Annotated in this window: 20 protein-coding genes and 3 pseudogenes; 9 read left to right on the top strand and 14 right to left on the bottom strand. The window is 71.4% G+C overall.

Annotated elements, in window-relative coordinates; all coding sequences use genetic code 11:
• Positions 1 to 42: 42 nt before the first annotated feature.
• Positions 43 to 871, top strand: a pseudogene (locus IPK81_12165) (nitroreductase family protein).
• 6 nt (positions 872 to 877) lie between these two features.
• On the opposite strand, the gene IPK81_12160 reads toward IPK81_12165, so the two are convergent.
• The 9 genes and pseudogenes from IPK81_12160 to IPK81_12120 all read right to left on the bottom strand — a co-directional run bounded on the left by IPK81_12160 (position 878) and on the right by IPK81_12120 (position 10,505).
• Positions 878 to 1,117 (bottom strand): hypothetical protein, encoded by a 240-nt coding sequence (locus tag IPK81_12160; GenBank protein ID QQS14828.1) that lies wholly within the window; start codon positions 1,115 to 1,117, stop codon positions 878 to 880.
• Between the two features lie 300 nt (positions 1,118 to 1,417).
• Positions 1,418 to 2,137 carry a phosphate regulon transcriptional regulator PhoB gene (gene phoB / locus IPK81_12155; protein QQS15079.1) on the bottom strand — a complete coding sequence of 240 codons (720 nt, stop codon included), beginning with the start codon at positions 2,135 to 2,137 and terminating at the stop codon, positions 1,418 to 1,420.
• 2 nt (positions 2,138 to 2,139) lie between these two features.
• Complete coding sequence (phoU, locus tag IPK81_12150) at positions 2,140 to 2,841, bottom strand: phosphate signaling complex protein PhoU (protein ID QQS14827.1); 702 nt, start codon at positions 2,839 to 2,841, stop codon at positions 2,140 to 2,142.
• A 41-nt stretch (positions 2,842 to 2,882) separates the two neighbouring features.
• A complete protein-coding gene (locus tag IPK81_12145) occupies positions 2,883 to 3,680 on the bottom strand; it encodes a phosphate ABC transporter ATP-binding protein (protein ID QQS14826.1) in 798 nt (265 codons plus the stop codon).
• A gap of 32 nt (positions 3,681 to 3,712) precedes the next feature.
• A complete protein-coding gene (gene pstA / locus IPK81_12140) occupies positions 3,713 to 4,666 on the bottom strand; it encodes a phosphate ABC transporter permease PstA (GenBank protein QQS14825.1) in 954 nt (317 codons plus the stop codon).
• 2 nt (positions 4,667 to 4,668) lie between these two features.
• On the bottom strand, positions 4,669 to 5,598 hold the full coding sequence (pstC, locus tag IPK81_12135; protein QQS15078.1) for a phosphate ABC transporter permease subunit PstC: 930 nt from the start codon (positions 5,596 to 5,598) through the stop codon (positions 4,669 to 4,671).
• An 86-nt stretch (positions 5,599 to 5,684) separates the two neighbouring features.
• Positions 5,685 to 6,674 carry a PstS family phosphate ABC transporter substrate-binding protein gene (locus IPK81_12130; protein ID QQS14824.1) on the bottom strand — a complete coding sequence of 330 codons (990 nt, stop codon included), beginning with the start codon at positions 6,672 to 6,674 and terminating at the stop codon, positions 5,685 to 5,687.
• A gap of 113 nt (positions 6,675 to 6,787) precedes the next feature.
• The gene (locus IPK81_12125) at positions 6,788 to 8,182 is read right to left on the bottom strand and encodes a PAS domain-containing protein (GenBank protein QQS14823.1); all 1,395 of its coding nucleotides are present in this window, start codon (positions 8,180 to 8,182) and stop codon (positions 6,788 to 6,790) included.
• Between the two features lie 69 nt (positions 8,183 to 8,251).
• A pseudogene (locus IPK81_12120) lies at positions 8,252 to 10,505 on the bottom strand (NADP-dependent malic enzyme).
• A 230-nt stretch (positions 10,506 to 10,735) separates the two neighbouring features.
• Between IPK81_12120 and IPK81_12115 the strand changes: the two are divergent.
• Positions 10,736 to 11,461 (top strand): RraA family protein, encoded by a 726-nt coding sequence (locus IPK81_12115; GenBank protein QQS14822.1) that lies wholly within the window; start codon positions 10,736 to 10,738, stop codon positions 11,459 to 11,461.
• 177 nt (positions 11,462 to 11,638) lie between these two features.
• Positions 11,639 to 14,277, top strand: a pseudogene (gene mutS / locus IPK81_12110) (DNA mismatch repair protein MutS).
• Between the two features lie 9 nt (positions 14,278 to 14,286).
• Here the strand turns inward: mutS and IPK81_12105 are convergent.
• Positions 14,287 to 14,727: an HD domain-containing protein gene (locus IPK81_12105; GenBank protein ID QQS14821.1), complete on the bottom strand. Its 441-nt coding sequence runs from the start codon at positions 14,725 to 14,727 to the stop codon at positions 14,287 to 14,289.
• 85 nt (positions 14,728 to 14,812) lie between these two features.
• Here IPK81_12105 and IPK81_12100 point away from each other — a divergent pair, with 85 nt between their 5' ends.
• On the top strand, positions 14,813 to 15,820 hold the full coding sequence (locus tag IPK81_12100; GenBank protein QQS14820.1) for an MBL fold metallo-hydrolase: 1,008 nt from the start codon (positions 14,813 to 14,815) through the stop codon (positions 15,818 to 15,820).
• Between the two features lie 214 nt (positions 15,821 to 16,034).
• Positions 16,035 to 17,153 carry a 3-isopropylmalate dehydrogenase gene (gene leuB / locus IPK81_12095; GenBank protein QQS14819.1) on the top strand — a complete coding sequence of 373 codons (1,119 nt, stop codon included), beginning with the start codon at positions 16,035 to 16,037 and terminating at the stop codon, positions 17,151 to 17,153.
• A 10-nt stretch (positions 17,154 to 17,163) separates the two neighbouring features.
• Here the strand turns inward: leuB and IPK81_12090 are convergent, their stop codons facing one another.
• Positions 17,164 to 17,376, bottom strand: coding sequence for a hypothetical protein (locus IPK81_12090; GenBank protein QQS14818.1), 213 nt, complete (start codon positions 17,374 to 17,376; stop codon positions 17,164 to 17,166).
• A 267-nt stretch (positions 17,377 to 17,643) separates the two neighbouring features.
• Between IPK81_12090 and IPK81_12085 the strand changes: the two genes are divergently transcribed.
• The 4 genes from IPK81_12085 (at position 17,644) to IPK81_12070 (ending at position 20,995) form a co-directional block, all read left to right on the top strand.
• Positions 17,644 to 18,042, top strand: a complete 399-nt coding sequence (locus tag IPK81_12085) for a hypothetical protein (GenBank protein QQS14817.1) — start codon at positions 17,644 to 17,646, stop codon at positions 18,040 to 18,042.
• A gap of 124 nt (positions 18,043 to 18,166) precedes the next feature.
• Positions 18,167 to 19,375, top strand: a complete 1,209-nt coding sequence (locus IPK81_12080) for a CoA transferase (GenBank protein QQS14816.1) — start codon at positions 18,167 to 18,169, stop codon at positions 19,373 to 19,375.
• A 26-nt stretch (positions 19,376 to 19,401) separates the two neighbouring features.
• Positions 19,402 to 20,091, top strand: coding sequence for an HAD-IA family hydrolase (locus IPK81_12075; protein ID QQS14815.1), 690 nt, complete (start codon positions 19,402 to 19,404; stop codon positions 20,089 to 20,091).
• 64 nt (positions 20,092 to 20,155) lie between these two features.
• Entirely contained in the window at positions 20,156 to 20,995 is an 840-nt protein-coding gene (locus IPK81_12070; GenBank protein ID QQS14814.1) for a nitroreductase family protein, read from the top strand.
• Between the two features lie 15 nt (positions 20,996 to 21,010).
• On the opposite strand, the gene IPK81_12065 is transcribed toward IPK81_12070, so the two are convergent.
• The 3 genes from IPK81_12065 to IPK81_12055 are packed head-to-tail and all read right to left on the bottom strand — an operon-like array spanning position 21,011 to position 25,543.
• On the bottom strand, positions 21,011 to 23,428 hold the full coding sequence (locus tag IPK81_12065; protein ID QQS14813.1) for a CoA transferase: 2,418 nt from the start codon (positions 23,426 to 23,428) through the stop codon (positions 21,011 to 21,013).
• A 28-nt stretch (positions 23,429 to 23,456) separates the two neighbouring features.
• Positions 23,457 to 24,578 (bottom strand): serine hydrolase, encoded by a 1,122-nt coding sequence (locus IPK81_12060; GenBank protein QQS14812.1) that lies wholly within the window; start codon positions 24,576 to 24,578, stop codon positions 23,457 to 23,459.
• Positions 24,575 to 25,543, bottom strand: a complete 969-nt coding sequence (locus tag IPK81_12055) for a hypothetical protein (GenBank protein QQS14811.1) — start codon at positions 25,541 to 25,543, stop codon at positions 24,575 to 24,577. The genes IPK81_12060 and IPK81_12055 overlap by 4 nt, the downstream gene beginning before the upstream one ends.
• Between the last annotated feature and the right edge of the window lie 84 nt (positions 25,544 to 25,627).

Genomic DNA, 25,627 nt, shown 5'->3' with positions numbered 1-25,627 from the left:
ACACCAGCGACATGACGCCAGCGCGTCGGAAGGAATGCACGCATGACCGATATCCCGGACCTGATCGAACGGCGCTTCGGCGAGCGCGTGGCGGCCGACATCCCGGCCGAGGGCGCCGGCACGCTCCAGCGCATGCTGGCGCGGGGCGTGCGCCGGGCGTTCGAGCCGCGGCCGGTCGACCCGGCGCTGCTGCGCACGCTTTGCGCCGCGGCGCTGGCGTCGCCGACCAAGAGCGACCTGCAGCAGGGCGACATTCTGGTTCTGGACGATCCGGCCAAGCGCGCCGCTCTGTTCGCGACCATTCCCGACCATCCGTGGCTGGCGGCCGCGCCGGCGTTCCCTGGTCTTTCTCGGCAACAACCGGCGCCAGCGCCAGATCGCGTCGTGGCACGGCACGCCGTTCCCCAACGACCATCTCGATCCGTTCTTCAACGCCGCGGTCGACGCCGGCATCGTGCTGGGGACGTTCGTCGCGGCGGCCGAGGCGGTCGGCCTGGGCTGCTGCCCGATCAGCCAGATCCGCAACCACGCCGCCACCGTGTCGGACATCTGCGGCCTGCCGGCGCACGTCTTTCCGGTCGCCGGACTCGCGGTCGGATGGCCGGCGCGCGCCGCCGAGGTCGCGATGCGCCTGCCGCTCGACGTGCGCGTGCACCATGACGGGTTCGACGAGACGGGCGTGCGCGAGAAGGTGGCGGCGTACGATGCCCGCCGCGCCGCCGCGCAACCCTACCGCCGCCAGCGCGACGAGGCGCGGTTCGGCCGCGTCGAGCCCTATGGCTGGTCGGCCGACAAGGCGCGGCAATACGCCAATCCGGAGCGCGCCGATTTCGGCGCGTTCGTGCGCGCCCGTGGCTTCAAACTGGATTGAGACCGCTCACGCGGCCGGCACGTTGGCGCCTTCGATTTCCAGCCGGGCCGCCCGCAGCGCCTCCAGCGTCGCCTGCCGCGCCACGTACGCCGCGGTGTCGACGGCGCCACGGCGCTTCTTGGCGCCTCTGCGCGCCAGCTTGGTCGCCAGCTTCAGCGCCTCGCGGGCCGAGGCCTTCTCGGCGTCGGCGATGGCGGCATCGAGCGCCGCGAGCAGCGCGGCGCCGGTCGGTTTCTTCGCAGCCACGAAATCTTCTCCCCCTCGACGACCACGGACGCAGCGGTAGCAGGATTCAAGTTACGGTCGTGTGAAAGAAAGGTTGCGTATTTGTGACGCCGGACGGTCAAAAAAGAACCCTTCCTCGTGGGGTAGGAAGGGTCCGAGTGCGGCGGCGCCGGCGTCGGGGAACGACCGGTGCCGCGTCGAAGACAAGCCCCTCTGGCCGTCCACGACCACCATCGCCGGCGCCGGTTGCCGGGCCGTGACGCCGTCGTGTCGGCGGGGTGACGTGGTGTGGAAGACGGGGACCGCGGACGCCTGAGGGCGTCAATGCGGCTGGGTGTCGAGCGCGTAGCCGGTCGCCCGCACGGTGCGGATGAGGTCGGGCATGCCGTCGAGGTTGATGGCCACGCGCAGCCGGCGGATGTGCACGTCGACCGTGCGCGCCTCGATGTAGACGTCGCGGCCCCAGACGCCGTCCAGCAGCTGCTCGCGGCTGAACACGCGGCCGGGGTGCTCCATGAAATGGCGCAGCAGCCGGAACTCGGTCGGACCGAGGTGGATCGCCTGGCCGGCGCGCGTGACGCGGTGCTGGACCAGGTCCATCGACAGGTCGGCGTAGCCCAGCACCTGCTCGGCCAGCGCCGGCCGGATGCGGCGCAGGACGGCGCGCACGCGCGCCACCAGCTCGGTCGGCGAGAACGGCTTGGTGACGTAGTCGTCGGCGCCGGCGTCGAGCCCGCGCACGCGGTCCTGCTCCTCGCCGCGGGCCGTCAGCATGATGATCGGGATGTTCGAGGTCGTCGGCTGGCGCCTGAGCTGCCGGCAGACCTCGAGGCCCGACATCAGCGGCAGCATCCAGTCCAGCAGCACCAGGTCGGGCATGTCCTCGCCCAGCGCCCGCATCGCCGCCTCGCCGTCGGCGGCGGTCGACACCCGGTAGCCGGCGCGGTCGAGGTTGTAGCGCAGCAGCTCGACCAGCGGCGCCTCGTCCTCGACGACGAGGACGTGCGGCCGCGAGGCGTGCGTGGCTGCGGGACCGGTCATGCTCATGGCGTGTAGATGCTCGCCGCGCCCTTGGGCCGGCTCTCGTCGAAGGTCCCGCCGGTGACGCGGAACGCCACCAGTTCGGCCACGTTGGTGACGTGGTCGCCGATGCGCTCGATGTTCTTGGCCATGAACATGAGGTGGGTGCCGGCGGTGATGGTGCGCGCGTCCTCCATCATGTAGGTCAGCAGCTCGCGGAACAGCCCGTTGTAGGCGTCGTCGATCTCCTCGTCGCGCAGCCACACCGACTTGGCCTTCTCGACGTCGCCGCGCGCGAAGGCGTCCAGCACGTCCTTGAGCAGCCCCTGCACCAGCCGGCCGATGCGGTCGATGCCGGTGACGGCGCGCGCCGGCGCGGCGGTCTGCGACAGCACGATCGAGCGCTTGGCGGTGTTCTTGGCGTAGTCCGCGATGCGCTCGATGGCGCCGGCGATCTTGATGGCCGAGAGGATGGTGCGCAGGTCGACCGCCATGGGCTGGCGCAGCGCCAGCATGCGCATCACCTGGTCCTGCACCGAGCGCTCGATGTCGTCGATGCGGGCGTCGCCGCGGATGACGTCCTCGGCCAGCGCCGTGTCGCGGTCGCGCACGGCCTGAAGCGCGCGGCTGAGCTGGGCCTCGGCCAGGCCGCCCATCTCGCTGATGGCGGCGTCGAGCTTGCCGAGCTCATCGTCGAACTTCTTGACCAGATGGTCGGCGGGCATGGGCTGCTCCGTTTTTTCTGTTGGGGGCGTCGCGCGCGGGCTCAGCCGAACCGGCCGGTGATGTAGGCCTGCGTCCGCTCCGCCTTCGGGTTGGTGAAGATCTGCGGGGTCTCGCCGTACTCGACCAGGTTGCCGAGGTGGAAGAAGGCGGTGAACTGCGACACCCGCGCGGCCTGCTGCATGGAGTGGGTGACGATCACGATGGTGAAGTTCTGCCGCAGCTCGTCGATCAGCTCCTCGATGATCGCGGTGGCGATCGGATCGAGCGCCGAGCACGGCTCGTCCATCAGGATCACCTCGGGGCTGACGGCGATCGCGCGCGCGATGCACAGGCGCTGCTGCTGGCCGCCCGACAGGCCGGTGCCCGACTGGGCGAGGCGGTCGGCGACCTCCTTCCACAGACCGGCCTTCTTGAGGCTGTTCTCGACGATCTCGTCGAGCTCCGTCTTGTTGGCGGCCAGGCCGTGGATGCGCGGCCCGTAGGCGACGTTCTCGTAGATCGACTTGGGGAACGGGTTCGGCTTCTGGAACACCATGCCGACGCGGGCGCGCAGCTGCACCACGTCGACGGAACGGTCGTAGACGTCGCGGCCATCGAGCGTGATCGAGCCCTCGACGCGGGCGCCGCTGACCACGTCGTTCATGCGGTTGAGGCAGCGCAGGAAGGTCGACTTGCCGCAGCCCGACGGCCCGATCAGCGCCGTCACGTGCCGGTCGCGCACCGCGATGTCGACGTCGAACAGGGCCTGCTTGGCGCCGTAGAACACCTTGACCTTGCTGCCCTCCATCTTCGGCGGCGGCAGCTTGTCGGCGGGCGTGACGAGATTCATGACGGTCATTGACGGTCCTCGATGGCGGTCGGACGGCGCGTCTACCACTTGATCGCGCGCCGCATGCGGATGCGGAACCAGATGGCGAAGCCGTTCATCAGCAGCGTCATCACGAGAAGGACGAGGCCGGTGGCGGCCGCGTTGGCCTGGAAGGCCGGGTCGGGGCGCGACACCCAGTTGAACATCTGGATCGGCAGCACCGTGAACGGATCGAGCAGCCACTGGAACGACACGAACGGGAACTCGCTCCCCAGCGGCGGCGTCGGCAGGAAGGCGATGAACGACAGCGCGCCGATCATGACCAGCGGCGCCGTCTCGCCGATCGCGCGCGACAGCCCGATGATCACGCCGGTGGTGACGCCGGGCGAGGCGTAGGGCAGCACGTGGTGCGACGTCACCTGCCACTTGGTGGCGCCGATCCCGTAGGCCGCCTCGCGGATCGCCTGCGGCACGGCGCGCACCGACTCGCGCGTGGCCACGATGATGATCGGCAGGATGAGCAGCGCCAGCGTCAGCCCCGCGGTGGCGACGCTCTGGCCGAGTCCGAGGCCGTAGACGAACAGGCCCAGCGCCAGCAGCCCGTAGACGATCGACGGCACGCCGGCGAGGTTGTTGACGTTGATCTCGATGACGTCGGTCAGCCAGTTGCGCGGCGCGTACTCCTCGAGATAGACGCCGGCCGCGACCCCGATCGGCACGGCGACGGCGGCGCACACCAGCACCACGACCAGCGAGCCGACCCAGGCCGACAGGATCCCGGCCTGCCCTGCGCGGCGCGACGGGAAGCTGGTGAAGAAGTCGGGGGTCAGGCGGGTCCATCCGTCGTAGGCGAGGCCGCCGAGCAGCGCCAGCAGGGTGACGACGCCGATCGACGTGACGATGATCCCCAGGCCGACGAAGATCGCCTCGGCGCGCCGCGCGCCGCGGATGCGGGCGGACGACGAGAGGGTTCCGGAATCGGGCGCGGCGGCGCCCTGGAGCTCGATGGCGGCCATGGTCAGTACGCCTCCCGGAACCTGCGGCGCAGCGCGTAGCCCGCGAGGTTGAAGACCAGCGTCATCGCCATCAGCGTCAGGCCGGCGGCGAAGATCGACTGGTAGGCCACCGATCCGTGGGCGAGGTCGCCGAGCGCCACCTGGGCTATGTAGGCGGTGATGGTCGCCGCGGGCTGGGTCGGATCGAAGGTGAAGTTGGGCTGCTGGCCGGCGGCGATGGCGACGATCATCGTCTCGCCGACGGCGCGCGAGATCGCCAGCACGCCGGCGGCGGCGAGGCCGGAGAAGGCCGCCGGCACGACCACCTTGAGCGAGGTCTGCAGCCGCGTCGCGCCCATCGCCAGCGACCCCTCGCGCAGGCTGTTGGGGACCGCGCGCATCGCGTCCTCGCTCAGCGAGCTGATGTAGGGGATGATCATGATGCCCATCACGATGCCGGCGCCCAGCACGTTGAAGCCCGGCAGGTTCGGCAGGATCGTCTTCTGCAGCAGCGGCGTGATGAACAGCAGCGCGAAGTAGCCGTAGACCACGGTGGGGATGCCGGACAGCAGCTCGAGGAACGGCTTCAGCGTCTCGCGCACGCGCTCGTCGGCGAACTCGCTGAGGTAGATCGCGATCACGAGGCCCAGCGGCAGCGCGACCACCAGCGCGACGGTGGACGACAGCAGCGTCCCCAGCACCAGCGGCAGGATCCCGTACTGCGCGTCGGCGAACAGCGGCGTCCAAGTCCGGCTGGTGAGGAACTCGACGATCGAGACGTGCGAGAAGAACAGGACCGATTCGAACAGCAGGACCCCGACGATCGCCACGGTCGTCACGACCGAGACCGCGGCGCAGGCGAGCAGGAGGCCCTCGATCACGCGCTCGCGCGCGCGCTGGCGCCGTCTGCGCGCCGCCGCCGCCGGCGAGTTGAGCCGCGTCGCGGTGGCCATCGTGGCATCGGTCATCGGGCCCTCTTGCCGCTCGTGTCCTGGACGGGGGTGGCGGCGGAGCGTGCCCGCCCCGCCGCCCTCGCGGTTCAGCTCTTGGGTTCGCGCTTCAGCAGATCGAGGATCGGCAGACCCACTTCGGGATGGCCGCCGAACGCGGTTCCGGCCGTCGCCTTGGCGACGCGCTCGCGGGCGATGACGTAGGCCTGCTCGGGCAGCGGCACGTACTTGACCTCGGTGATCAGCTTCTGCGACTTCAGGTAGAAATCGAGGAACGCCTTCATCTCGGGGCGGCCGAGCGCCTTGACGTTGATGTAGAGGAACAGCGGGCGCGACATCGGGCTGTAGGTGCCGTCGACCACGGTCTTCTCGGACGGCAGCACGCCGCCCTTGCCCTTGCCCTCGTCGATCGCCAGCGCCTTCATCTTGGTCGCGTGCGGCTGGTAGTAGGCGTAGGGGATGAAGCCCAGCGCGTTGCGGTCGTTCTCGATGCCCTGCACGAGGACGTTGTCGTCCTCGGACGCGGTGAAGTCCGACCGGCTCGACTTCGCCTTGCCGGTGACCGCCTCGGTGAAGTAGTCGAACGTGCCCGAGTCGGCGCCGGCGCCGAACAGCGTCAGCGGCGTGTCCGGCCAGTCCGCCCGGACGTCCTTCCACTTCATCACGACGCCCTTGGCCGCCGGCTCCCACATCTTCTTGAGCTCGGCCATGGTGATCGTGGTCGCCCAGGTGTTCTTCGGGTTGACCGCGACGGTCAGCGCGTCGAACGCGACCGGCACCTCGACGTAGGTGATCCCCGCCTTGCCGCAATCGTCCATCTCGGACTTCAGGATCGGGCGCGAGGCGTCGGCGATGTCGATCTCGCCGCGGCAGAACTTCTTGAAGCCGCCGCCGGTGCCGGAGATGCCGACGGTCACCCGGACCTTGCCTTTCTGGCTCTTCTGGAACTCCTCGGCGACTGCCTCGGTGATCGGGAAGACGGTGCTCGACCCGTCGATCTTGATGGTGGTCTGCGCGAACGCCGCGCCCGACCCCGCCGTCGCCAGCGCGGCGATGGAAACGAGTCTTGTCAGCAACATGGTCACCTCCAGGGAAATCGCGATCCGCTCGGGATCGGACGGCGGCCTCGGGACCGCCGGCGGCGCGACTCGTAGGTTCCAGCCGAGACTCGTCTATGACGGAAAAGTTACGATTAGGTTACGATCGCGGCGCGCCCGGTGGATGGCGTCATCGGCAGCGTGATGGTAAAAACCGAGCCCTCACCCGGCTCGCTCGCCACCGTCAAGGCGCCGCGGTGCCTGCTGACGATGTGTTTGACGATCGCCAGGCCGAGACCGGTGCCGCCCATCTCGCGCGACCGCGCCGAGTCGACCCGGTAGAACCGCTCCGTCAACCGCGACAGGTGCTCCGGCGCGATGCCCTCGCCTTCGTCGCGCACCGACACGGCCAGTGTACCGCCGGCCGCCGGTCGCGCCTCGATCCGCACCGTCGTACCGGCGCGGGCGTACTTGACCGCGTTGTCGATCAAGTTCTGGATCGCCATCGCCAATTCGTCGCGGTCTCCGGGGACGGCGGGCAGATCGTCGGCCACCTCGACCGCCAAGGCCACACCTCGGCCCGTCGCGCGCATCTCCAGCGCCGTCGCCAGCCCGCGCAGCAGCGGGCCGATCTCGACCCGGCCGGTCGGCGGCTGGTGCTCGCGCTGCTCGATGCGCGACAGCGACAGCAGATCCTCGACCAGCCGCCGCATGCGCCCTGCCTGCTCGGCCATGATGGCGAGGAAGCGCTCGTGGGCGTCGGCGTCGCCGCGCGCCGGCCCCTGCAGCGTCTCGATGAATCCCGTCAGGCTGGCCAGCGGTGTGCGCAGCTCGTGGCTGGCGTTGGCGACGAAATCCGCGCGCATGCGCTCGGCGCGGCGCAGCGCCGTGATGTCGTGCAGCACGACGAGCACCAGCGAGCCGTCGGCCGTCGGCCGCGCCAACCGGGCGACATGGGCGGCGACCGACCGCTCCGGCGGGCCCGGCAGCTCGAACTCGACCGCGCCGTCGACCGGCAATCCCGTCCGCGCGGCGTCGACCGCCGCCAGCAGCGCCGGCTGGCGCAGGGTCGCCGCCAGATCGCGGTCGATCGCGACCGGCCCCAGCACGTCGGCGGCGGCGCGGTTGACGCGCACCACGCGGCGCTGGCCGTCGACCCCGATCAGCGGATCGGGCAGGCCGTCGATGATCGCCTGGGCCGAGGCCGACAGCGATTCCATGGCGCCGCGCTGGCGGGTCCACATCGCGTCGAGGCTGACGACGCCGCGCGCCAGCTCGTCGGCCGCCGGCGACAACGTGAAGCGCGGTGTATCCGGCGCGTCGCCGCGGGCCAGCGCGTCCACGAAGCGCGCGAAACGCACGAACGACTGGAGGTAGCGGCGCACGACGACGGCGGTGACGAAGGCGATGGCCGCGCCGGCGATGATGGCCGGGCGCGGCGCCAGCGCGCCGGTCCAGACCAGGACCACGAGCGCGCCCATCGCCGGCGCGATCGCGATCGCGTTGGCGACGAGGTGGCGGCGCAGCGGCAGCGAGGACGGTTCGGCCATGGACCCCACCATGCCGGGCGATCACGACGCCGGCGTGTCGCCGCTCCCGGTTTCCGGCGCCGGCCCGCGTCAGCGCCCCAGCGAATGGTACGCGGCCAGCGCCGCGTGGCTGACGAGATCGCTCGACGTGGCGCTCATCTGCACGATCTGCACCGGCTTGCGCAGCCCGTCGATCACCGGCCCGATCACGGTGACGCCGCCCAGCCGCTGCATCAGGCGCGAGGAGATGTGGGCCGAGTGCAGGCCGGGCATGATCAGGATGTTGGCCGGCCCGGTCAGGCGGCTGAACGGATAGGTGCCCTTCATCAGCCCGTAGTCGAGCGCCACGTCGGCCTGCATCTCGCCCTCGAACTCGAAATCGACGGCCTGGCCCTCGAGGATGTGGATGGCCTCGCGGATGCGCGCCGTGCGGTCGATCTCGCGCGACCCGAAATTGGAGAACGACAGGAACGCCACGCGCGGCTCGTGGCCCATCTTGCGGGCGTTGGCCGCCATCTGGCGCGCGATCGTCGCGAGCTGCGCCGAGGTCGGGGTCTCGTTGACCGAGGTGTCGGCGAGGAACACCGTGCCGCCGCGCGACACCACGATCGAGTAGCCGATCGGCACCTTGTCCGGCTCGGCGTCGACCACGCAGGTGACGTCGGCGTAGCACTCCGGGAAGCGGCGCGTGATGCCCGTCACCATGCCGTCGGCGTCGCCGGCCGCGACCATGCAGGCGCCGAACACGTTGCGGCCCTGGTTGACCATGCGCTGGACGTCGCGGCGCAGGAAGCCCTGCCGCTGCAGGCGCTCGTAGACCATGTCGGTGTACTGCTGGTTCTTGGTCGAGCGCCGGGCGTTGTGGATCTCGAGGCCCGAGGTGTCGGTGACGCCGAGCGACGCCATCGTCTCCTGCACCAGCTCGTCGCGGCCGATCAGGATCGGCGTGCCGTAGCCGGCGTCGCGGAACGCGATGGCGGCGCGGATGGTGCGCTCCTCCTCGCCCTCGGCGAACACGATCCGCCGCGGATGGGCGATGACCTCGTCGAACAGGCTCTGCAGCCAGCCGGTGGTCGGATCGAGCCGGCCCGAGAGCTGGCGGTGGTACTCCGCCATGTCGATGATCGGGCGCTGCGCGACGCCGGAATCCATCGCCGCCTGGGCCACCGCCGACGACACCTCGACGATCAGCCGCGGGTCGAACGGAACCGGCACGATGTACTCCGGCCCGTAGCGCAGCCGGCGGCCGGAGTACGCGCGGTCGACCTCGTCGGGCACGTCCTCGCGCGCCAGCTTGGCCAGCGCCTCGGCGGCGGCGATCTTCATCTGCTCGTTGATGGTGCGCGCGCACGTCGAGCGCGCCGCGGAAGATGTAGGGGAAGCCCAGCACGTTGTTGATCTGGTTGGCGTAGTCGCTGCGGCCGGTGGCGATGATGGCGTCGCCGCGCGTGGCCTTGACCTCCTCCGGCGTGATCTCGGGATCGGGGTTGGCCATCGCGAAGATGATCGGCTTGGCCGCCATCGAGCGCACCATGTCGGCGGTGACGGCGCCCTTGGCCGAGAGGCCGAAGAAAACGTCGGCGCCCTTCATCGCCTCCTCCAGCGTGCGCGCCTTGGTGCGCACCGCGTGGGCCGACTTCCACTGGTTCATGCCCTCGAGGCGGCCCTGGTAGATGACGCCCTTGGTGTCGCACAGGATGGCGTTCTCGTGCGGCAGCCCCATCGCCTTGACCAGCTCGATGCAGGCGATCGAGGCGGCGCCGGCGCCGTTGACCACCATCTTCACGTCCTTGAGGTCGCGGCCGGTCAGGTGCAGCGCGTTGATCAGGCCGGCGGCCGAGACGATGGCGGTGCCGTGCTGGTCGTCGTGGAAGACCGGGATGTCCATCAGCTCGCGCAGGCGCTGCTCGATGATGAAGCACTCCGGCGCCTTGATATCCTCGAGGTTGATGCCGCCGAAGCTCGGGCCCAGCAGCTTGACGCAGTTGATGAAGGCGTCGGCGTCCTTGGTGTCGACCTCGAGGTCGATGCCGTCGACGTCGGCGAAGCGTTTGAACAGGACCGCCTTGCCCTCCATCACCGGCTTGCTGGCCAGCGCCCCGAGGTCGCCGAGGCCGAGCACGGCCGTGCCATTGGAGATGATGGCGACGATGTTGCCCTTCGAGGTGTAGTCGTAGGCGGTCGACGGGTCGCGCTGGATCTCGAGGCAGGGCGCGGCGACGCCGGGCGAATAGGCCAGCGACAGGTCGCGCTGGGTGACCAGCGGCTTGCTGGGGACGATCTCGAGCTTGCCCGGCCGTCCCGAGGCGTGCATCCGCAGCGAGTCGGCGTCCAGATCGCTCATCTCGCTGAGTTTCGAATCGTCGCCGCCGCGCGTGCCCGCCATGGTGTCTCTCCCTCGGCCGGCGGATTGCGCCCCGCCGGCCCGCGCACCGGTTCTAGCCGAGCGCGCCGCGCGGGGGAACACCCGCGCCGGAACAACACCTCGCCGTCGCGAGCCGCGCTGGCCCGCCGCCGCGCCACCGGCTAGGGTCGGGCCGGGCGCGCGAGGGGCGCGCGGGAGACGGAACGCCGATGACCGACGACACGCTTTTCGCGGAACTCCGCAAGATCGACACCCCGACCATCACCAACGTGGTCGCGACCTATCCGAAGAACCCGCTCTGCCTCGGGCTCTACAACCCGTGGACCGAGAACTGGTACACCGACACCTCGATCCGCTGCGTCTATCCCGAGATGGGACCGCGCATCGGCTACGCCGTGACCTGCGTCTACGGCCTGCCGGATCCCAACTACCAGGGCCGGCTGACGTTCATGGACGTGATCGACGCGCTCGACGCCATGCGCAAGCCGACGATCCTCGTGATCCAGCAGAAATGGCCGCCCGAGCTGATGGCCAAGGCGGGTCTCGCGGGCGAGATCATGGTGACCTCGATGCAGGCGGTGGGCTGCGTCGGCATGCTGTCGAACGGCCCGTCGCGCGACGTCGACGCCATCCGCCGGCTGGACTTCCAGATGCTGCTCGGCGGTGTCACGGCGGGCCATGGCGAGATGGCGGTGCAGGCCGTCAACGTGCCGGTCTCGGTCGGCGGCATGGACGTGGCGCCGGGCGAGCTGATCCACATGGACGAGAACGGCGCCGTCAAATTCCCCGTCCAGCACGCGCCGGCGGTGCTCAAGAACGCCCGCGCCATGCTCGACGACGAGGCGTTGCGTCTGGCCGCCCTGCGCAAGGCGCGCACCGCCGCCGAGGTCCGCGCCGCCTCCAGCGGCGGCGCCTACGCGGCGAAGAAGCCCTGACGGGGCGGCGCCACCGCCGCTCGCCCGTCGCTTGGGGATAGGTCGCCACCGCGCGTGGCGGCCGCCCTTGGGCGTCCGTGCTAGATGTCGGCGGTGCCCGACGTGACCCCTCCCGCCCACGCCAGCGCGCCGCGCGACGATCTCCGCCCGGCCGGCGACGGCGTCGCGTCGACGCCGATGATGACGCAGTACCTGGCGATCAAGCGGCGGCATCCCGACCATCTGCTGTTCTACCGGATGGGCGATTTCTTCGAGATGTTCTTCGACGACGCGGTCAAGGCGTCGGCGGCGCTCGACATCGCGCTCACTAAGCGCGGCCAGCACGCCGGCGCCGACATCCCGATGTGCGGCGTGCCGGCGCATAGCCACGAAGCGTACCTGTCGCGCCTGATCCGCAAGGGCTTCAAGGTCGCGATCTGCGAGCAGACCGAGGATCCGGCCGAGGCCCGCAGGCGCGCCGGCGGCAAGGCCGTGGTCAACCGCGACGTGGTGCGGGTGATCACGCCCGGCACGCTGACCGAGGATTCGCTGCTCGACGCGCGCACCCACAACTATCTGGTGGCGGTGTCGGAGGCGCAGGGCGCCCTGGGGCTGGCGTGGCTCGACCTGTCGACCGGCGCCTTCTCGGCGCAGCCGGTCGAGCCTGGCGCCCTGGCGGCGGCGCTGGCGCGGCTGGAGCCGGGCGAGATCCTGCTGCCCGACCGGCTGCTGGCGCGCGACGGGATCGGCGAAGCGGTGGCGGACTGGAAGGCCGCGCTCACGCCGCTGCCCTCGGCCCGCTTCGACAGCGACAACGCCCGCAAGCGGCTGCAGGACGCCTTCGGCGTCGCCGCGCTGGATGGCTTCGGCAGCTTCGGCCGGGCGGAGATCGCGGCCTGCGGCGCGCTGGTCGACTACGTGGCGCTGACCCAGGCCGGCCGCCTGCCGGCGCTGTCGCCGCCACGCCGCGAGAGCGCGCGCGGCGTGATGGAGATCGACCCCGCGACGCGGCGCAATCTGGAGCTGACACGATCGCTCGACGGGCGGCGCGACGGCAGCCTGCTGGCGACCATCGACCGGACGCTGACCGGTCCCGGCGCGCGGCTGCTGGCGGAACGGTTGGCGGCGCCGCTGACCGATCCCGCCGCGATCGACGCGCGGCTCGACCTGCTGCGCTTCGCGGCCGAGGCGCCGGCGTTGCGCGAGGCGCTGCGCGACGGCCTGCGGCGCGTGCCCGACCTCGAACGCGCGCTGCAACGCCTGTCGGTCGGACGCGGGGGCCCGCGCGATCTCGCGGGGCTGCGCGACGGGCTGGCGCAGGCCGGCGCGATCGCCGCGGCGCTGGCGCGCGGCGCGCCCGACTGGCGCCGCCGTCGCGGCTGCCGGCGCTGATCGCGGCGATGTCCGGCCACGAGGCGGTGGTCGAGCGTCTGGCGGCGGCGCTGTCGGACGAGCTGCCGCTTCTGACGCGCGACGGCGGCTTCATCCGGCCGGGCCATCTGGCGGAGCTCGACGAGCTGCGCGGGCTGCGCGACGACAGCCGCAAGACGATCGCCGGGCTGGAGGCGAAGTACCGCGCCGCCACCGGCATCGCGACCTTGAAGATCCGCCACAACAACGTGGTCGGCTACCACATCGAGATCTCGCAGGCGAACCTCGCGCGTTTCGATCCGGCGGCGCACGGCTTCACCCACCGGCAGGCGATGGCCGGCGCGACGCGCTACGCCACCGTCGAGCTGGGCGAGCTGGAGGGCCGCATCGGCCGCGCCGCCGACGCCGCGCTGCGGCTCGAGCTGAAGCTGTTCGACGATCTCGCCAAGGTGGCGCTCGACGCGGCCGCGCGCATCGCCGAGGCCGCCCGCGCGCTGGCCGAGCTCGACGTCGCCGCGGCGCTGGCCGAGCTCGCCGTGGCCGAGCGCTGGACGCGGCCGGTGGTGGTCGACGACGTCGATCTCGACATCAAGGGCGGCCGCCATCCCGTGGTCGAGGCGGCGCTGCGCCGGGCCGGCGCGTCGGGCTTCGTCGCCAACGATTGCGACCTCGGCGCCGACCGCCGCGTGTGGCTGCTGACCGGCCCCAACATGGCCGGCAAATCGACCTTCCTGCGCCAGAACGCGCTGATCGCGATCCTGGCGCAGAGCGGCGCCTACGTGCCGGCCGACTCCGCGCGCATCGGCGCGGTCGACCGGCTGTTCAGCCGGGTCGGCGCCGCCGACGATCTGGCGCGCGGACGATCGACCTTCATGGTCGAGATGGTCGAGACGGCGGCGATCCTCAACCAGGCGACGTCGCGCAGCCTCGTGATCCTCGACGAGATCGGCCGCGGCACCTCGACCTTCGATGGTCTCTCGATCGCCTGGGCGACGCTGGAACACCTGCACGAGGTCAATGGCTGCCGCGCGCTGTTCGCGACGCACTACCACGAGCTGGGCGCGCTCGCCGGCCGCCTCGCCGCGCTCAAGCCCTACACGATGCGCGTCAAGGAATGGCAGGGCGAGGTGGTGTTCCTGCACGAGGTCGCCGCCGGCGCCGCCGACCGGTCCTACGGCATCCACGTCGCCAAGCTGGCGGGCCTGCCGTCCGCCGTGGTGGCGCGCGCCGAGGAGGTGCTGTCGGCGCTGGAGACCGGCGAACAATCCGGCGCCGCCGCGCGGCTGGCCGACGATCTGCCGCTATTCGCCGCCGCGCCGCCGCGTCCGGCCGGCCGCGGCCACGGGCCGGCGGCGGAGTCGGAGATCGAGAAGACGCTGGCCGCCGCCAACCCCGACGAGCTCACGCCGCGCGACGCGCTCGACCTGCTCTACGCCCTGCGCGCCAAGCTGCCGCGCACGCAATAGCGCACGGCGCTACCTTGTGCACGGCAGCGGCGCGTCGGTGAGCTGCCGCCAGGCCGCGCGGTAGCGGGCGAGACGCTCCTCGTCCTTGGCGGTCACCTCGCCCAGCCGGCGGACGTCCATGTTGTCGGCGAGGTCGGCGAGCTTGACCTCGCGCGCCACCGCGTCGGTGGCGGCCCGCGCGATGAACTCGGGATAGGTCTCGCCGGCGCCGCGGGTGAGGTGCTCGACGGCGCGCACCACGGCCTCGGGGTAGCCGGCGGCGCGCAGCCTGGCGGGCGTCCATTCGGTGTCCTCGACCACGTCGTGCAGCACCGCCGCCATGCGGGCGTCGTCGCCCGCGACCCGCAGCATCACCCGCAGGGGATGCAGGATGTACGGCTGTCCGGCCTTGTCGACCTGGCCGCGATGGGCCTGCGCCGCCAGCGCGACGGCGTCTTCCAGCGTGGGCATTCGGGGGGGGCTCCGGCGTCTCGATGTCGTGGGATGACCGCATTGTGGCTGGCGCCGTGCCGCCGCGCACCCCATATCCAGCGTCATGTCGCCGCCGGACGGGCCGCCGCCCGATCGTCCCGCCCACCACACGGCCAAGGGCTTCCGCAATCCGCCGGGCAGCCCGCGCAAGCCCGGCCATTTCGGTCTGGTGCTGCGGTACCTCTGGCGCACCCGCCACGTCGACCGCCGCCCGCCCGCGCCCGAAGGCTTCGTGCTGTCCAGGAGCGTGGTCCGCGCCGGGCTCAACCGCCACGCCCATCGCGATTCCGTCACCTGGCTGGGCCACGCCGCGTTCCTGCTGCGCCTGGGCGGACGGACCGTGCTGACCGATCCGTTCCTGTCGGACCACGCCTCGCCGGTCGACGGCTTCGGGCCGCGGCGCTTCACGCCGCCGGCGCTGCGCGCCGACGAGCTGCCGCCGATCGACGCGCTGGTCCTGTCGCACAACCACTACGACCACCTCGACACGCGGGCGCTGCTGGCGCTGCGCGACCGCGCCTCGATCAAGGCGATCGTGCCGCTGGGGCTGGGCCGCGCCATGCACGAGATGGGCTTCACCGACGTGGTCGAGGTCGATTGGCGGCATGAGGTCCGCGTCGGCGACGGCTCCAAGGCGCCGCTGCGCGTCATCGCCGAGCCGGTCGTGCATTTCTCCGGCCGCGGCTTGTTCGACGCCAACCAGTCGCTGTGGTGCGGCGCCGTGCTGAAGACGCCGGAGCGCTCCGTGTTCTTCGGCGGCGACAGCGCGCTGGGGCCGGTGTTCGAGGAGATCGGCGGGCGCCACGCGCCGATCGATCTGGCGCTGCTCGGCATCGGCGCGTACGAGCCGCGCGACCTGTTCGCCGCCGCCCACGCCACGCCCGAGGAGGCGGTCCGGATCGGCCGCATGATCGGCGCGCGCCGCGTGCTGGGCATGCACTACGGCGCCATCGTGCTGTCGGCCGAGCCGCCGTTCGAGCCGCCGGTGCGGTTCCGCGCCGCCGCGCTGTCGGCGGGCTACGCCGACGAGGACGTCTGGACGCCCAAGGTCGGAGAGACGATGCCTCTGTGATCGCTGGCGGCGCCTTCTCCGTCCCGGCCGCGCGCTAACGGAGTCACACATCTACGATGGCGGCGTGAATGCCCTCTCCCCGGCGGCGCGGCGGAGAGGGAGTTCGGTGTCGGCGCCATCGCGGTCGCGGACGCATAGGATCGGGAATCCGGTTGGCCCGCGGCCGGGGCGCGGTGCATCATCCGCGCCGTTTCGAACCGGAGGGATCTCGACCATGGGCCGCGCGACCAACAGCTTCCGCCTGCTGATCCTTCCGGGCGACGGGATCGGGCCGGAGGTGATGGCCGAGACGCGCCGGGTCGCGGAGTGGTTTCGCGACAAGCGCGGCCTGCCGATCGAGCTGCGCCAGCGACACTACGGACTGGCGTCGTGGGAGCACTACGGCTCGATGCTGCCGGACGAGACGGCGGCCGAGATCGAGGCCGCCGACGCGGTTCTGTTCGGCGCCATGGACACGCTCGACCAGCAGACCAAGGTGCCGGCCGAGGAGCGGCGCAAGGGCGGCCTGCTGCGCATGCGCAAGACGCTGGACGTGTTCGCCAATCTGCGGCCGGTGAAAGCCAACCCCGGGCTGCTCGACGCCTCGACGCTGAAGCGCGAGGTGGTCGAGGGCGTCGACCTGGTGTTCGTGCGCGAGCTGACCGGCGGCGTCTATTTCGGCGAGCCGCGCGGCGTCGAGACCCTGCCCGACGGCACCGAGCGCGGCGTGAACACGCACGTCTACACCTCGCGCGAGGTCGAGCGCGTGGCGCGCTTCGCCTTCGAGCTGGCGCGGCGGCGTCGCGGACTCGTGCATTCCGTCGACAAGGGCAACGTCATGGAGGCCGGCGCGATGTGGCGCCGCGTGGTGCAGCGCGTCCACGACGCGGAGTTCGCCGACGTCGAGCTGCGCCACATGCTGGCCGACAACTGCGCCATGCAGTTGATCCGCTGGCCGAAGCAGTTCGACGTGATCGTGACCGACAATCTGTTCGGCGACCTGCTGAGCGATTGCGGCGCCATGATCACCGGCTCGCTGGGCATGCTGCCGTCGGCCTCGCTGTCGGCCCGCGGCGCCGACGGCCGCCGCCGCGCGCTCTACGAGCCGATCCACGGCAGCGCCCCCGACATCGCCGGCAAAGGCCTCGCGAACCCGCTGGCGGCGGTCCTGAGCTTCGCGATGTGCCTGCGCGAGACGCTGGAGATGCCGGAGGAGGCGGCCCGGCTGGAGCGGGCCGTCGACCGGGTGCTGGCGGACGGCGGGCGCACCGCCGACATCGCGGCGCCCGGCGCGCCGCGCCTGGCGACGTCGGGCATGGGCGACGCGGTGATCGCGGCGCTCGACCGGGTCTAGGGCCGCGCCGTCAGCCGGGCCGCGATCGCCCGGCGCGATAGACGATGAAACCCAGCGCGGCGGCGATCACGAAGAAGACGGCGGCGATCGCCGGATCCGGCGGCACCACCGACCCCTTGAATCCGATTCGCCATCCGAAGGCGTAGTTGAGGATGGAGAGCGCGCCGACCAAGGCGAACAACGCGGCGCCGGCCTGCGCCATGACGAGAAGCAAATTCTTCATCCGGGTCCAACCAGAGGGGGGCGACCAAAGAATGACACCACCATCGCGGCTACGGAAGGGGAGGCGAAGAGGGCGCATCCGGCGTCCTAGCCCTCCAGAGCGTCAAAAAATGGCCGCGAAAGCGCGATTCCGCCACTAATCCGAAGGCGTCGAAGCCGCATATCCGCCAAGCGCGCGTCATATTAATGTCAAAGTGTAGAACTCTCAGCTTGCTCATTGAAAAGACGCGTGTTATTGTCACCTCATTATTTTGCGAGGATTATTCGCGTGAATTTCCGCTCCGCTGGTACGGGCGCCGTCGCTTTGCTCACGGTCGCGCTGCTTCCTCCCTCCGGTTTCGCCCAGGAATGGGCCGGGGCGTGGACGCGCGACACAGCGACGGGCTGCGCCAAAGGTGGGGCGGGATTGCTGAGTCTGTCGTCGAGCGACGTGCGGACGCCGGAGGCCACCTGCGCCGTCGTCAACCGTAACGACCGCGGCGGCGGGGTGATGGAACTCTACATCAGCTGCACCGACAAGACGGGCGGCTCGGCCAACGCGTCGCTCGCGGTCAAGGTGCTGAGCGGCCAGCTCTACGTGTCGCAGCGCACCGAGACCGGCGTCTCCGAGGCGATTTTCTCGCGTTGCCGCGTCGACACGCTGCGGGTCGTCGCCACCCGCAAGTAACGCCCGCACGCGCCGCGCCCGGCATGGCCGCCATGCCGGTGGCCTGCCACGTTCCGCTTGCGCGCGGCCGTCCGATCGCCAATCGTCCGCCCGGGAAACGCACCGCGGCAACGACGGACGGAACATGAGCGGCAACCAGGCTTTTTCGGGCGTCACGGTCCTCGACCTGACGCAGGGCGTCGCCGGCCCGCATTCGACCATGCTGCTGGCGCAGCACGGCGCCGACGTCATCAAGATCGAGCCGCCCGAGGGTGACTGGGGCCGCGGGCTCGGTGAGACGGTCGGCGATCATTGCGCCCACTCCATCGCCTTCAACCGCGGCAAGCGCTCGATCGCCATCGACCTGAAGTCGCCGGACGGTCTGGCCGTGGTCCGCAAGATCGCGGCCACCGCCAACGTCGTGATGGAGAGCTTCCGGCCGGGCGTGATCGAGCGCCTCGGGCTGGGCTACGACGCCGTCAAGGCGGTCAATCCGAAGGTGATCTACGGCTCGGTGTCGGGCTTCGGCCAGAGCGGCCCCAACGCCAAGCGTCCGACCGTCGACGGCCTGATCCAGGCCTTCAGCGGCATGATGGTGATGAACCGCACGGCCGAGGGCTGGCCGCACCGCCAGGGCATGATCGCTGTCGACGTCACCACCGGCCTCTACGTCTTCAACGCGCTGAGCACCGCGATCATGCGCCAGTTCCGCTTCGGCGAGGGCTGCCGGCTGGATCTTTCGCTCATGGCCGCCGCCGCCGCCTACCAGGGCGCCAAGCTGATGGAGTACGTGTGGAGCGACGGCGCGCCGCCCGCCCTCTATATGCCGGCCGGCACGTTCAAGACAGCCGACGGCCACATCGTGCTCAGCGCCATGCGTCCGCACCATTTCAAGGCGCTGTTCGACCTCGTGGGACGGCCGGATATCAGCGCCGATCCCCGGCTGCAGACGCACGAGGGCCGCATCCGCAACGGCGCCGTCATCACCAAGGCGCTCAACGAGGCGATGCCGGCCAAGACCACCGAGGAGTGGATCGCGATCCTCCAGCCCAAGGAGGTGTTCTGCGAGCGCGTCAACAACTACGCCGACTACCTCAAGCATCCGCACGTCGCGGCGGTCGGCGCGGTCGACTGGATCGAGCCGTCGGGCACCGGCAAGCGGCTGCCCGTCGCCAACATCCCCGGCTTGCCGCCGACCCGCGACCTGCCGGCCCATCTCAACCACGCGCCGCATATCGGCGAGCACGGCGCCGAGATTCTCAAGCAGTTCGGCTACGCGCCGGCCGAGATCGACGCGCTGTTCGCCAAGAAGGCGGCGTTCACGCCCGCGACCGTCGCCAAGGCGGCGGAGTAGGGCGCGCCCGGAGCGCCTTCCCGTCGATGCCCGTCGCCGCGATCCTGTTCGACGTCGGCGGGCCGCTGGACACCGAGGAATCCCACGAGAACGCGGTCGACCGTCTGCTGCCGGAGGCCGCGCGCCACGCCGGCTACGAGTTCACCCCCGGCGACTACATCGCGGCCTGCGCCCACGCGATCGAGATCTACGCTCCGGATCTCCATGAATCCGTCGTCTGGCAGCTCTGCAACGGCGATCGATTCGCGGCGCACCGCGCCTGGGCGTTGTTCACCGAGGCGATGTCCAAATACGCCTTCGCCGATCCGCGGCCCGGCATGGCGGCGCTGCTCGGCTCGCTGCGCGCCACCGGGCTGCGTCTAGGCGCCGTCCCCGACCAGCCCGGCCCGTTGACCGGCAAGCTCGAACGGCTGGGCATGTCCGGCTTGTTCGACTGCGATCTCGGCACCACGGCGCTGGGCGCGCGCAAGCCCGACACGCGGCTGTTGCTCGCGGTGTGCGGGCGGCTGGGCGTGGCGCCCGCAGACTGCGTGATGGTCGGCGACCGCGTCGACGCCGACATCGTGCCGGCGCGCCACCTCGGCATGCGCACGATCCGTTTCCGCTGCGGCCGCCACGCGATGCAGGACCCGCGCGGCTGGAGCGAGCTGCCGGACGTCGAGGTGGCGACCGTCGACGAGCTGGCGGCCGCCATCGACCGTCTGACGGCCTCTTGAACACGACCGCGGCGCGCCCGTAGTCTGCGCCGCCCCGAACGCCCCCTCCGCCGGAGACGCCCGCATGGACTCGATCGCCGACCGCACGCCGGCCAAGACCGACTCGCTCGCCGCGCGCTACGGCGCCGACGCCCTGCCGGCGGCGGGGCCGTGGAACGAAACCATCGCCTCGCTGCTGTCGCACCGCTCCGTGCGCGGCTATCTGCCCGACGCGCCGCCGGCCGGAACGGTCGAGACGATGATGGCGGCGGCGCAGTCGGCCGCCACCAGCGCCAACCTCCAAGCGTGGTCGGCGGTGCTGGTCGAGGATCCGGCCGACCGCAAGATCCTCGCCGAGATCGCCGGCGGCCAGAAGCACATCGAGCAATGCCCGATCTATCTGGTGTGGCTCGCCGACCTGTCGCGCGCCGCCCGCATCGCCGGCCAGGAGGGCGCCACGTTGGAGGGCGTCGACTATTTCGAGACGTTCCTCGTCGCCGCCGTCGACGCCACGCTGGCGGCGCAGAACGCGGTCGCGGCGGCCGAGTCGCTGGGACTGTCGACCGTCTATATCGGCGCCATGCGCAACGATCCGGAGCGCGTCGCCAAGCTGCTCGGCCTGCCGCCGGGCGTGTTCGCGGTGTTCGGGCTGTGCGTCGGCTACGCCGATCCCAAGGCAAGGGGCGAGGTCAAGCCGCGCCTGCCGCAGGCCGCGATCCTGCACCGCGGCCGCTACACCACCGACGGCGAGCGCGCCATGCGCGCGGGCTACGACGCGACGCTGACCGCGTTCTCGCGGCGCAACGAGATGGCGGCCAGCGACTGGAGCGGCCGCGTGCTCGGCCGCCTCGGGCCGATCAAGGCGCTGAACGGCCGCGACCGGCTGCGCGGCACCATCAACCGCCTCGGTTTTCCGCTGAAGTAGGGACGCGGCGTCCGCTCAGACCGCCGCCGCGCGCGCCTTGCGCTGGGCCGGCGGCAGCGCCGCCGTGCCGATGACGCCGTCGCGCTCCAGCCGCTCGAGCTCCGCCGCCGACAGGCCGAGGATGCCGCCGAGAATCTCGGCGTTGTGCTGCCCCAAGGTCGCGGCCGGCGCGCGCACGGGCACGGGCCCGGCGTCGAAGCGGTAGGGCGCCGACGGCTGAGGATGCGAGCCGACATAGGCACGGTCGATCCACTGCCAGAAGCCGCGCGCCCGCAGATGCGGATCGTCGATCAGATCGAGCGGCGTCCGCACCGCGCCGGCCGCCACGCCGCCGCGCTGCAACGCGTCCATCGCCTCGTCGGGCGCGCGCGTCCGCGTCCACTCGCCGACGGCCCGCTCGATGCGATCCTCCTGCGCGCGCCTTCCCTCGGCGGTGCGCAGCGCCGGATCGCCGGCGAGATCGGTGCGGCCGATGACGGCGCAGAGCCGCGTCCACATCGCGTCGTCGACCGCCGTCGCCAGCACCCATTCGTCGTCGCCGGCGCAGGCGAACACGCCGTGCGGCGCGAAGGCGGGGTGGCGGTTGCCGCGGCGCGGCGGCAGGCGGCCGTTCGCGGACCGCTCGATCGCCCAGGCCGCCGTGTAGGGCAGCATGCACTGCACCTGCGACAGGTCGATGTGCTGGCCGATTCCAGTCCGGCGGCGGTGCATCAGCGCCACCAGCATGGCCGAGGCCGCGTTCAGCCCGCCGACCGCGTCGCCGTAGGCGAGATGGTTCATCATCGGCGGATCGCCGTCGCGGCCGCCGACGCTGGGCAGGCCCGAACCCTGCTCCAAGGTCGAGCCGTAGGCGCGGCACTCCCGCCACGCGCCGGACGCGCCGAACGCCGCCATCGACACCATGACGACGGAGGGATTGACCTCGCGCAGCCTCGCGTAGTCGAGGCCCATCTTCGGCAGGACCTCGCTGGAATAGTTCTCGATCACCGCGTCGGCGCCGGCCACGAGCGCCTTCAGCAGGCGCGCGCCCTCCGGCACCGTGAGATCGAGCGTGATCGCGCGCTTGCCGCGGTTCATGACGTTGAAGCGCGCGCTCTTCTCGTAGAGCCGTTGCTCGACCACGGCCGGCCGGTTGTCGACGCCGCGCCACCAGTCGGGATAGCCGCAGGCCTCGACCTTGATCACGTCGGCGCCGAGGTCGGCGAGGTTGCGGGTGCAGATCGGGCCGGCCCAGCCCATCGACAGATCGACGATCCGCAATCCATGCAGCGGGCCGGCGCCGTCCGGCACGGCCGTCGTCGACAGGGGGGCGGCCCGCATGCGCGGCACAATGGCGCCGGTGTGCGCGCCGATCTCCGGCACGGCGCCGCCGAAGCGCGGTGGCGTCGCGGTGAGGTGGAGCGGCGATCCCGGCGCCTCGACCACGCGGCCGCCGACCGTGATCGGCACGATGGCGTCGCGCTCGCGGAAAACCGGCAGTTCCAGCATCTCGCCCATGTCCGGCACGATCGCGAAGGGCAGACGCAGCTCGAGCGCGCTGGCGAACCACGCCGCCGCCGTGCGGTCGAGGAAGCGCGGCACGAACCGCGCCTCCAGCATGTCGGCGCGCGCCAGCCGCTCCGGCCCCATCACCAGATCGGGATGCCGCGCCAGATCCTCCATGCCCATCAGCTCGCAGAACGCCTTCCACTGCGCCGGCGTCACGATGGTGATGCCGATCCAGCCTTCCTTGCAGCGGTACACGCCCATCGGATAGGTCGGCGTGAAGCGGTTGAAGCCCCAGCGCTTCTGCGCCGCGCCCAGAGCCCACGCCTCCGTCGCCTGGTACTCGGCCAGCGCGATGGTGGCCTCGTGCACGCTGGTGGCGATGCGCGCCCCGGCGCCGCCGGCGGCGCGCCGATGCAGCGCCGCCATCGCGGGGATGAACGCCGACAGGCCGCCGGTCACCGCCGACTGGTAGTCCGGCAAGGTCAGCGGCGGGCCCTCGACGGGGCCGATCAGCTGCACGAAGCCGGCCAGCGCGCGGCACACCGAATCGGTGGCGTGGAAATCCTTGTAGGGGCCGGAAGCGCCGAACCAGTCGAGATCGACGCGGACCAGCGCGGGATCGTCGGCGATGTCGCCGCGCGCCGCCGGCGGGCGCGAGTCGATGAACACGTCGGCGCCGGCGACCAGAGCGCGTAGACCGGCCACGCCGTCCGGCGACGACGCGTCCAGCGCGACGCTCTTCTTGCCGTAGTTCAGCCACGCGAACCAGCCGCTGGCGCGCCGCCCGCCGCCGGTGTCGATCATCGGTGGGAACGACCGCGTGGCGGCGCCCTCGGGCGGTTCGACGCGGACCACCTCGGCGCCGAAATCGGCGAACAGGCGCGCGGCGTAGGACGCCGCCGGAAGATCGCCGATCTCGACGACGCGGTACGCGGACAAGGGCATGGGGACTCCGGTGCGGCCGCCGCGCGGCTCAGGCCGCGACGCTGGCGACGACGCGCTCGATGAAGCCACCGGCCGAGGCCTTGTCGATCCAGCGGGTGACGACGACGAGATCGTGCTCCGGGTCGATCCAGAGGATGTGCGAGCCCCAGCCCAGCGCGAAGAAGCTGCTCTCCGGCGCCGCCTTGAACTGCCCGCGGTTGGTGTTCAGCCACCACATCAGACCGTAGAACGGCGCGATGGCGCACGGCTTGCGCAGCTCCGCGCACCAGCCGTCCGGCAGGATGCGCCGGCCGTCATGCGTGCCGTCGCGCGCCACCAGCAGGCCGATCCGCGCGTGGTCGCGCGCGCCGATGACGATGCCGCCGCCCCAGTGTCCGCCGCCGGGCACCGACAGCATCGGCCTGCCGTCGACGGTCACGGTGGAGTTGCGGTAGCCGTCCCAACGCCAGTTCGACGACGCGCCGATCGGATCCATGATCCGGCGCTTGAGCACCGCCGGCAGCGGTTCGCGGAACACCTGCATCAGCGACAACGACAGGCGGTTCACGCGCACGTCGTTGTATTCCCAGAACGTGCCCGGAGGCCGCAGCGCGCGGAAGCTTCCCTTCGGCGTGTCGGGATCCGTGAGGCCGACCTTGCGGTGGCGGTCGACCATGTCGGCCTTGTCGAACAGCGTGCCTTCCCACTCGCTGGTCTGCTGCAGCAGATGGCGCCACGTGATGTCGCGGTTCTGCGGCGCGGTGAATCCGTCGTCCAGCGCGTAGTCGCCGGCGCGGTCGTCGAGCGAGCGGATCAGACCGTCACCGATGGCAAGTCCCGCGAGCAGCGCCAGATAGCTCTTGGCGATGCTGAAGGTCATGTCGGGCCGGTCGGGATCGCCCCAGCACGCGATCTCGCGGCCGCCCTTCAGGATCACTCCGGCGGGCCCGCCGCGCGGCGTGACGGGCCCCAGCACGGCGTCGTCCGGCGGTCGCTCGCCGGCGTCGTAGGGCAGCGCGAAGCGCCCGTCGGGCATGATCAGCGCGGTCGGCCAGCGCGAGCCGTGCGCCAGCGCGAAGTCGATCGCGTCGGCGAGACGGGCGCGGTCGACGCCGACGGTGTCGGCGGCGACCCGTAGCTCGGGCGCGGGAGGGATGGATACGTCGTTCATGCCAGCGGCTGCCACACGGTCGAGCGCACCTCGCCGAACTCGCGCTTCAGCCGCGTCCATGACTCGCCGCCGTCGGTCGAGCGGAAGATCTGTCCGAGATTGCTGCACACGAACATTAGCTTCGGATCGGAGGGATGGGTGGCGATGGTCCACGGCGTCGAGTTCAGCTCGCCCGGCAGCCCCGCGTCGTCCCAGTGCTTTCCGTGGTCGCGGCTGCGCAGCAGGCGGCCGGTCGAGCCCGGCGGTCCGTTGCCGTTGGTCAGGAACACGGTGGCGTCGTCGTCGGCGCGCGGCACGACGGTGCGCGTGTACTGCCAGGGCGAGTCGAGCGGCTGGAACTCCCAGTTGGCGCCGTTGTCGGCGCTGACGTGGAGCCCCTTGTTGGTGGTGGCGTAGACCAGCTTGCCGCCGTCGCGCACCACGGCCACGCCATGGATGTCGTCCGAGGTCAGCCCCTTGCCGACCTTGGTCCAGGTCTTGCCGCGGTCGGTGGAGCGGTGGACGCCGTCGATCTCGACGCCGGCCCAGAGCGTGTCGCGGTCGACCGGATCGAACAGGATCTGCGTCACCCGCGGCTTGCCGACGAAGATGCAGCTCTCGGCCGTCGTCGACAGCGCCTTGGTCCAGGTCGCGCCGCCGTCGGTCGAGCGGTAGAAGCCGGCCGGCTGGGTGCCGGCGATCAGCAGGTCGGGATCGTCCGGCGCCTGGACCAGCGCCCAGACGTCGAGGTCGTCGAGCGGCGAGGGCAGATGGGTCCAGCGCTTGTCGCGCTCGCGCCAGCGGTAGACGCCGCTGTCGGTGCCGGCCAGCACCTCGCCCGGCCTTTGGGGATGCGCCGACAGCGCCCAGACGCGGGCCTCGAGATAGAGGCCGGACTCGATGTAGGGCCGCGTCCACGTCTCGCCGAGATCGCGGCTGAACCACACCGACATGCCGGCCGTGCCGACGCACAGCAGAGCGGACATCGCTTCCTCCCCCGCATTTTTTCCGCGGCGATGTTCCGGCCGCGTGCCGGCGCCGTCAACCGCGCGGGGGATGGCGGCCACGCC

The organism is Rhodospirillales bacterium (assembly GCA_016699855.1).
Classification (GTDB): domain Bacteria; phylum Pseudomonadota; class Alphaproteobacteria; order Reyranellales; family Reyranellaceae.
Note: the sequence above shows the minus strand (reverse complement) of the source record. Positions and strands in the feature narration are given on the sequence as shown.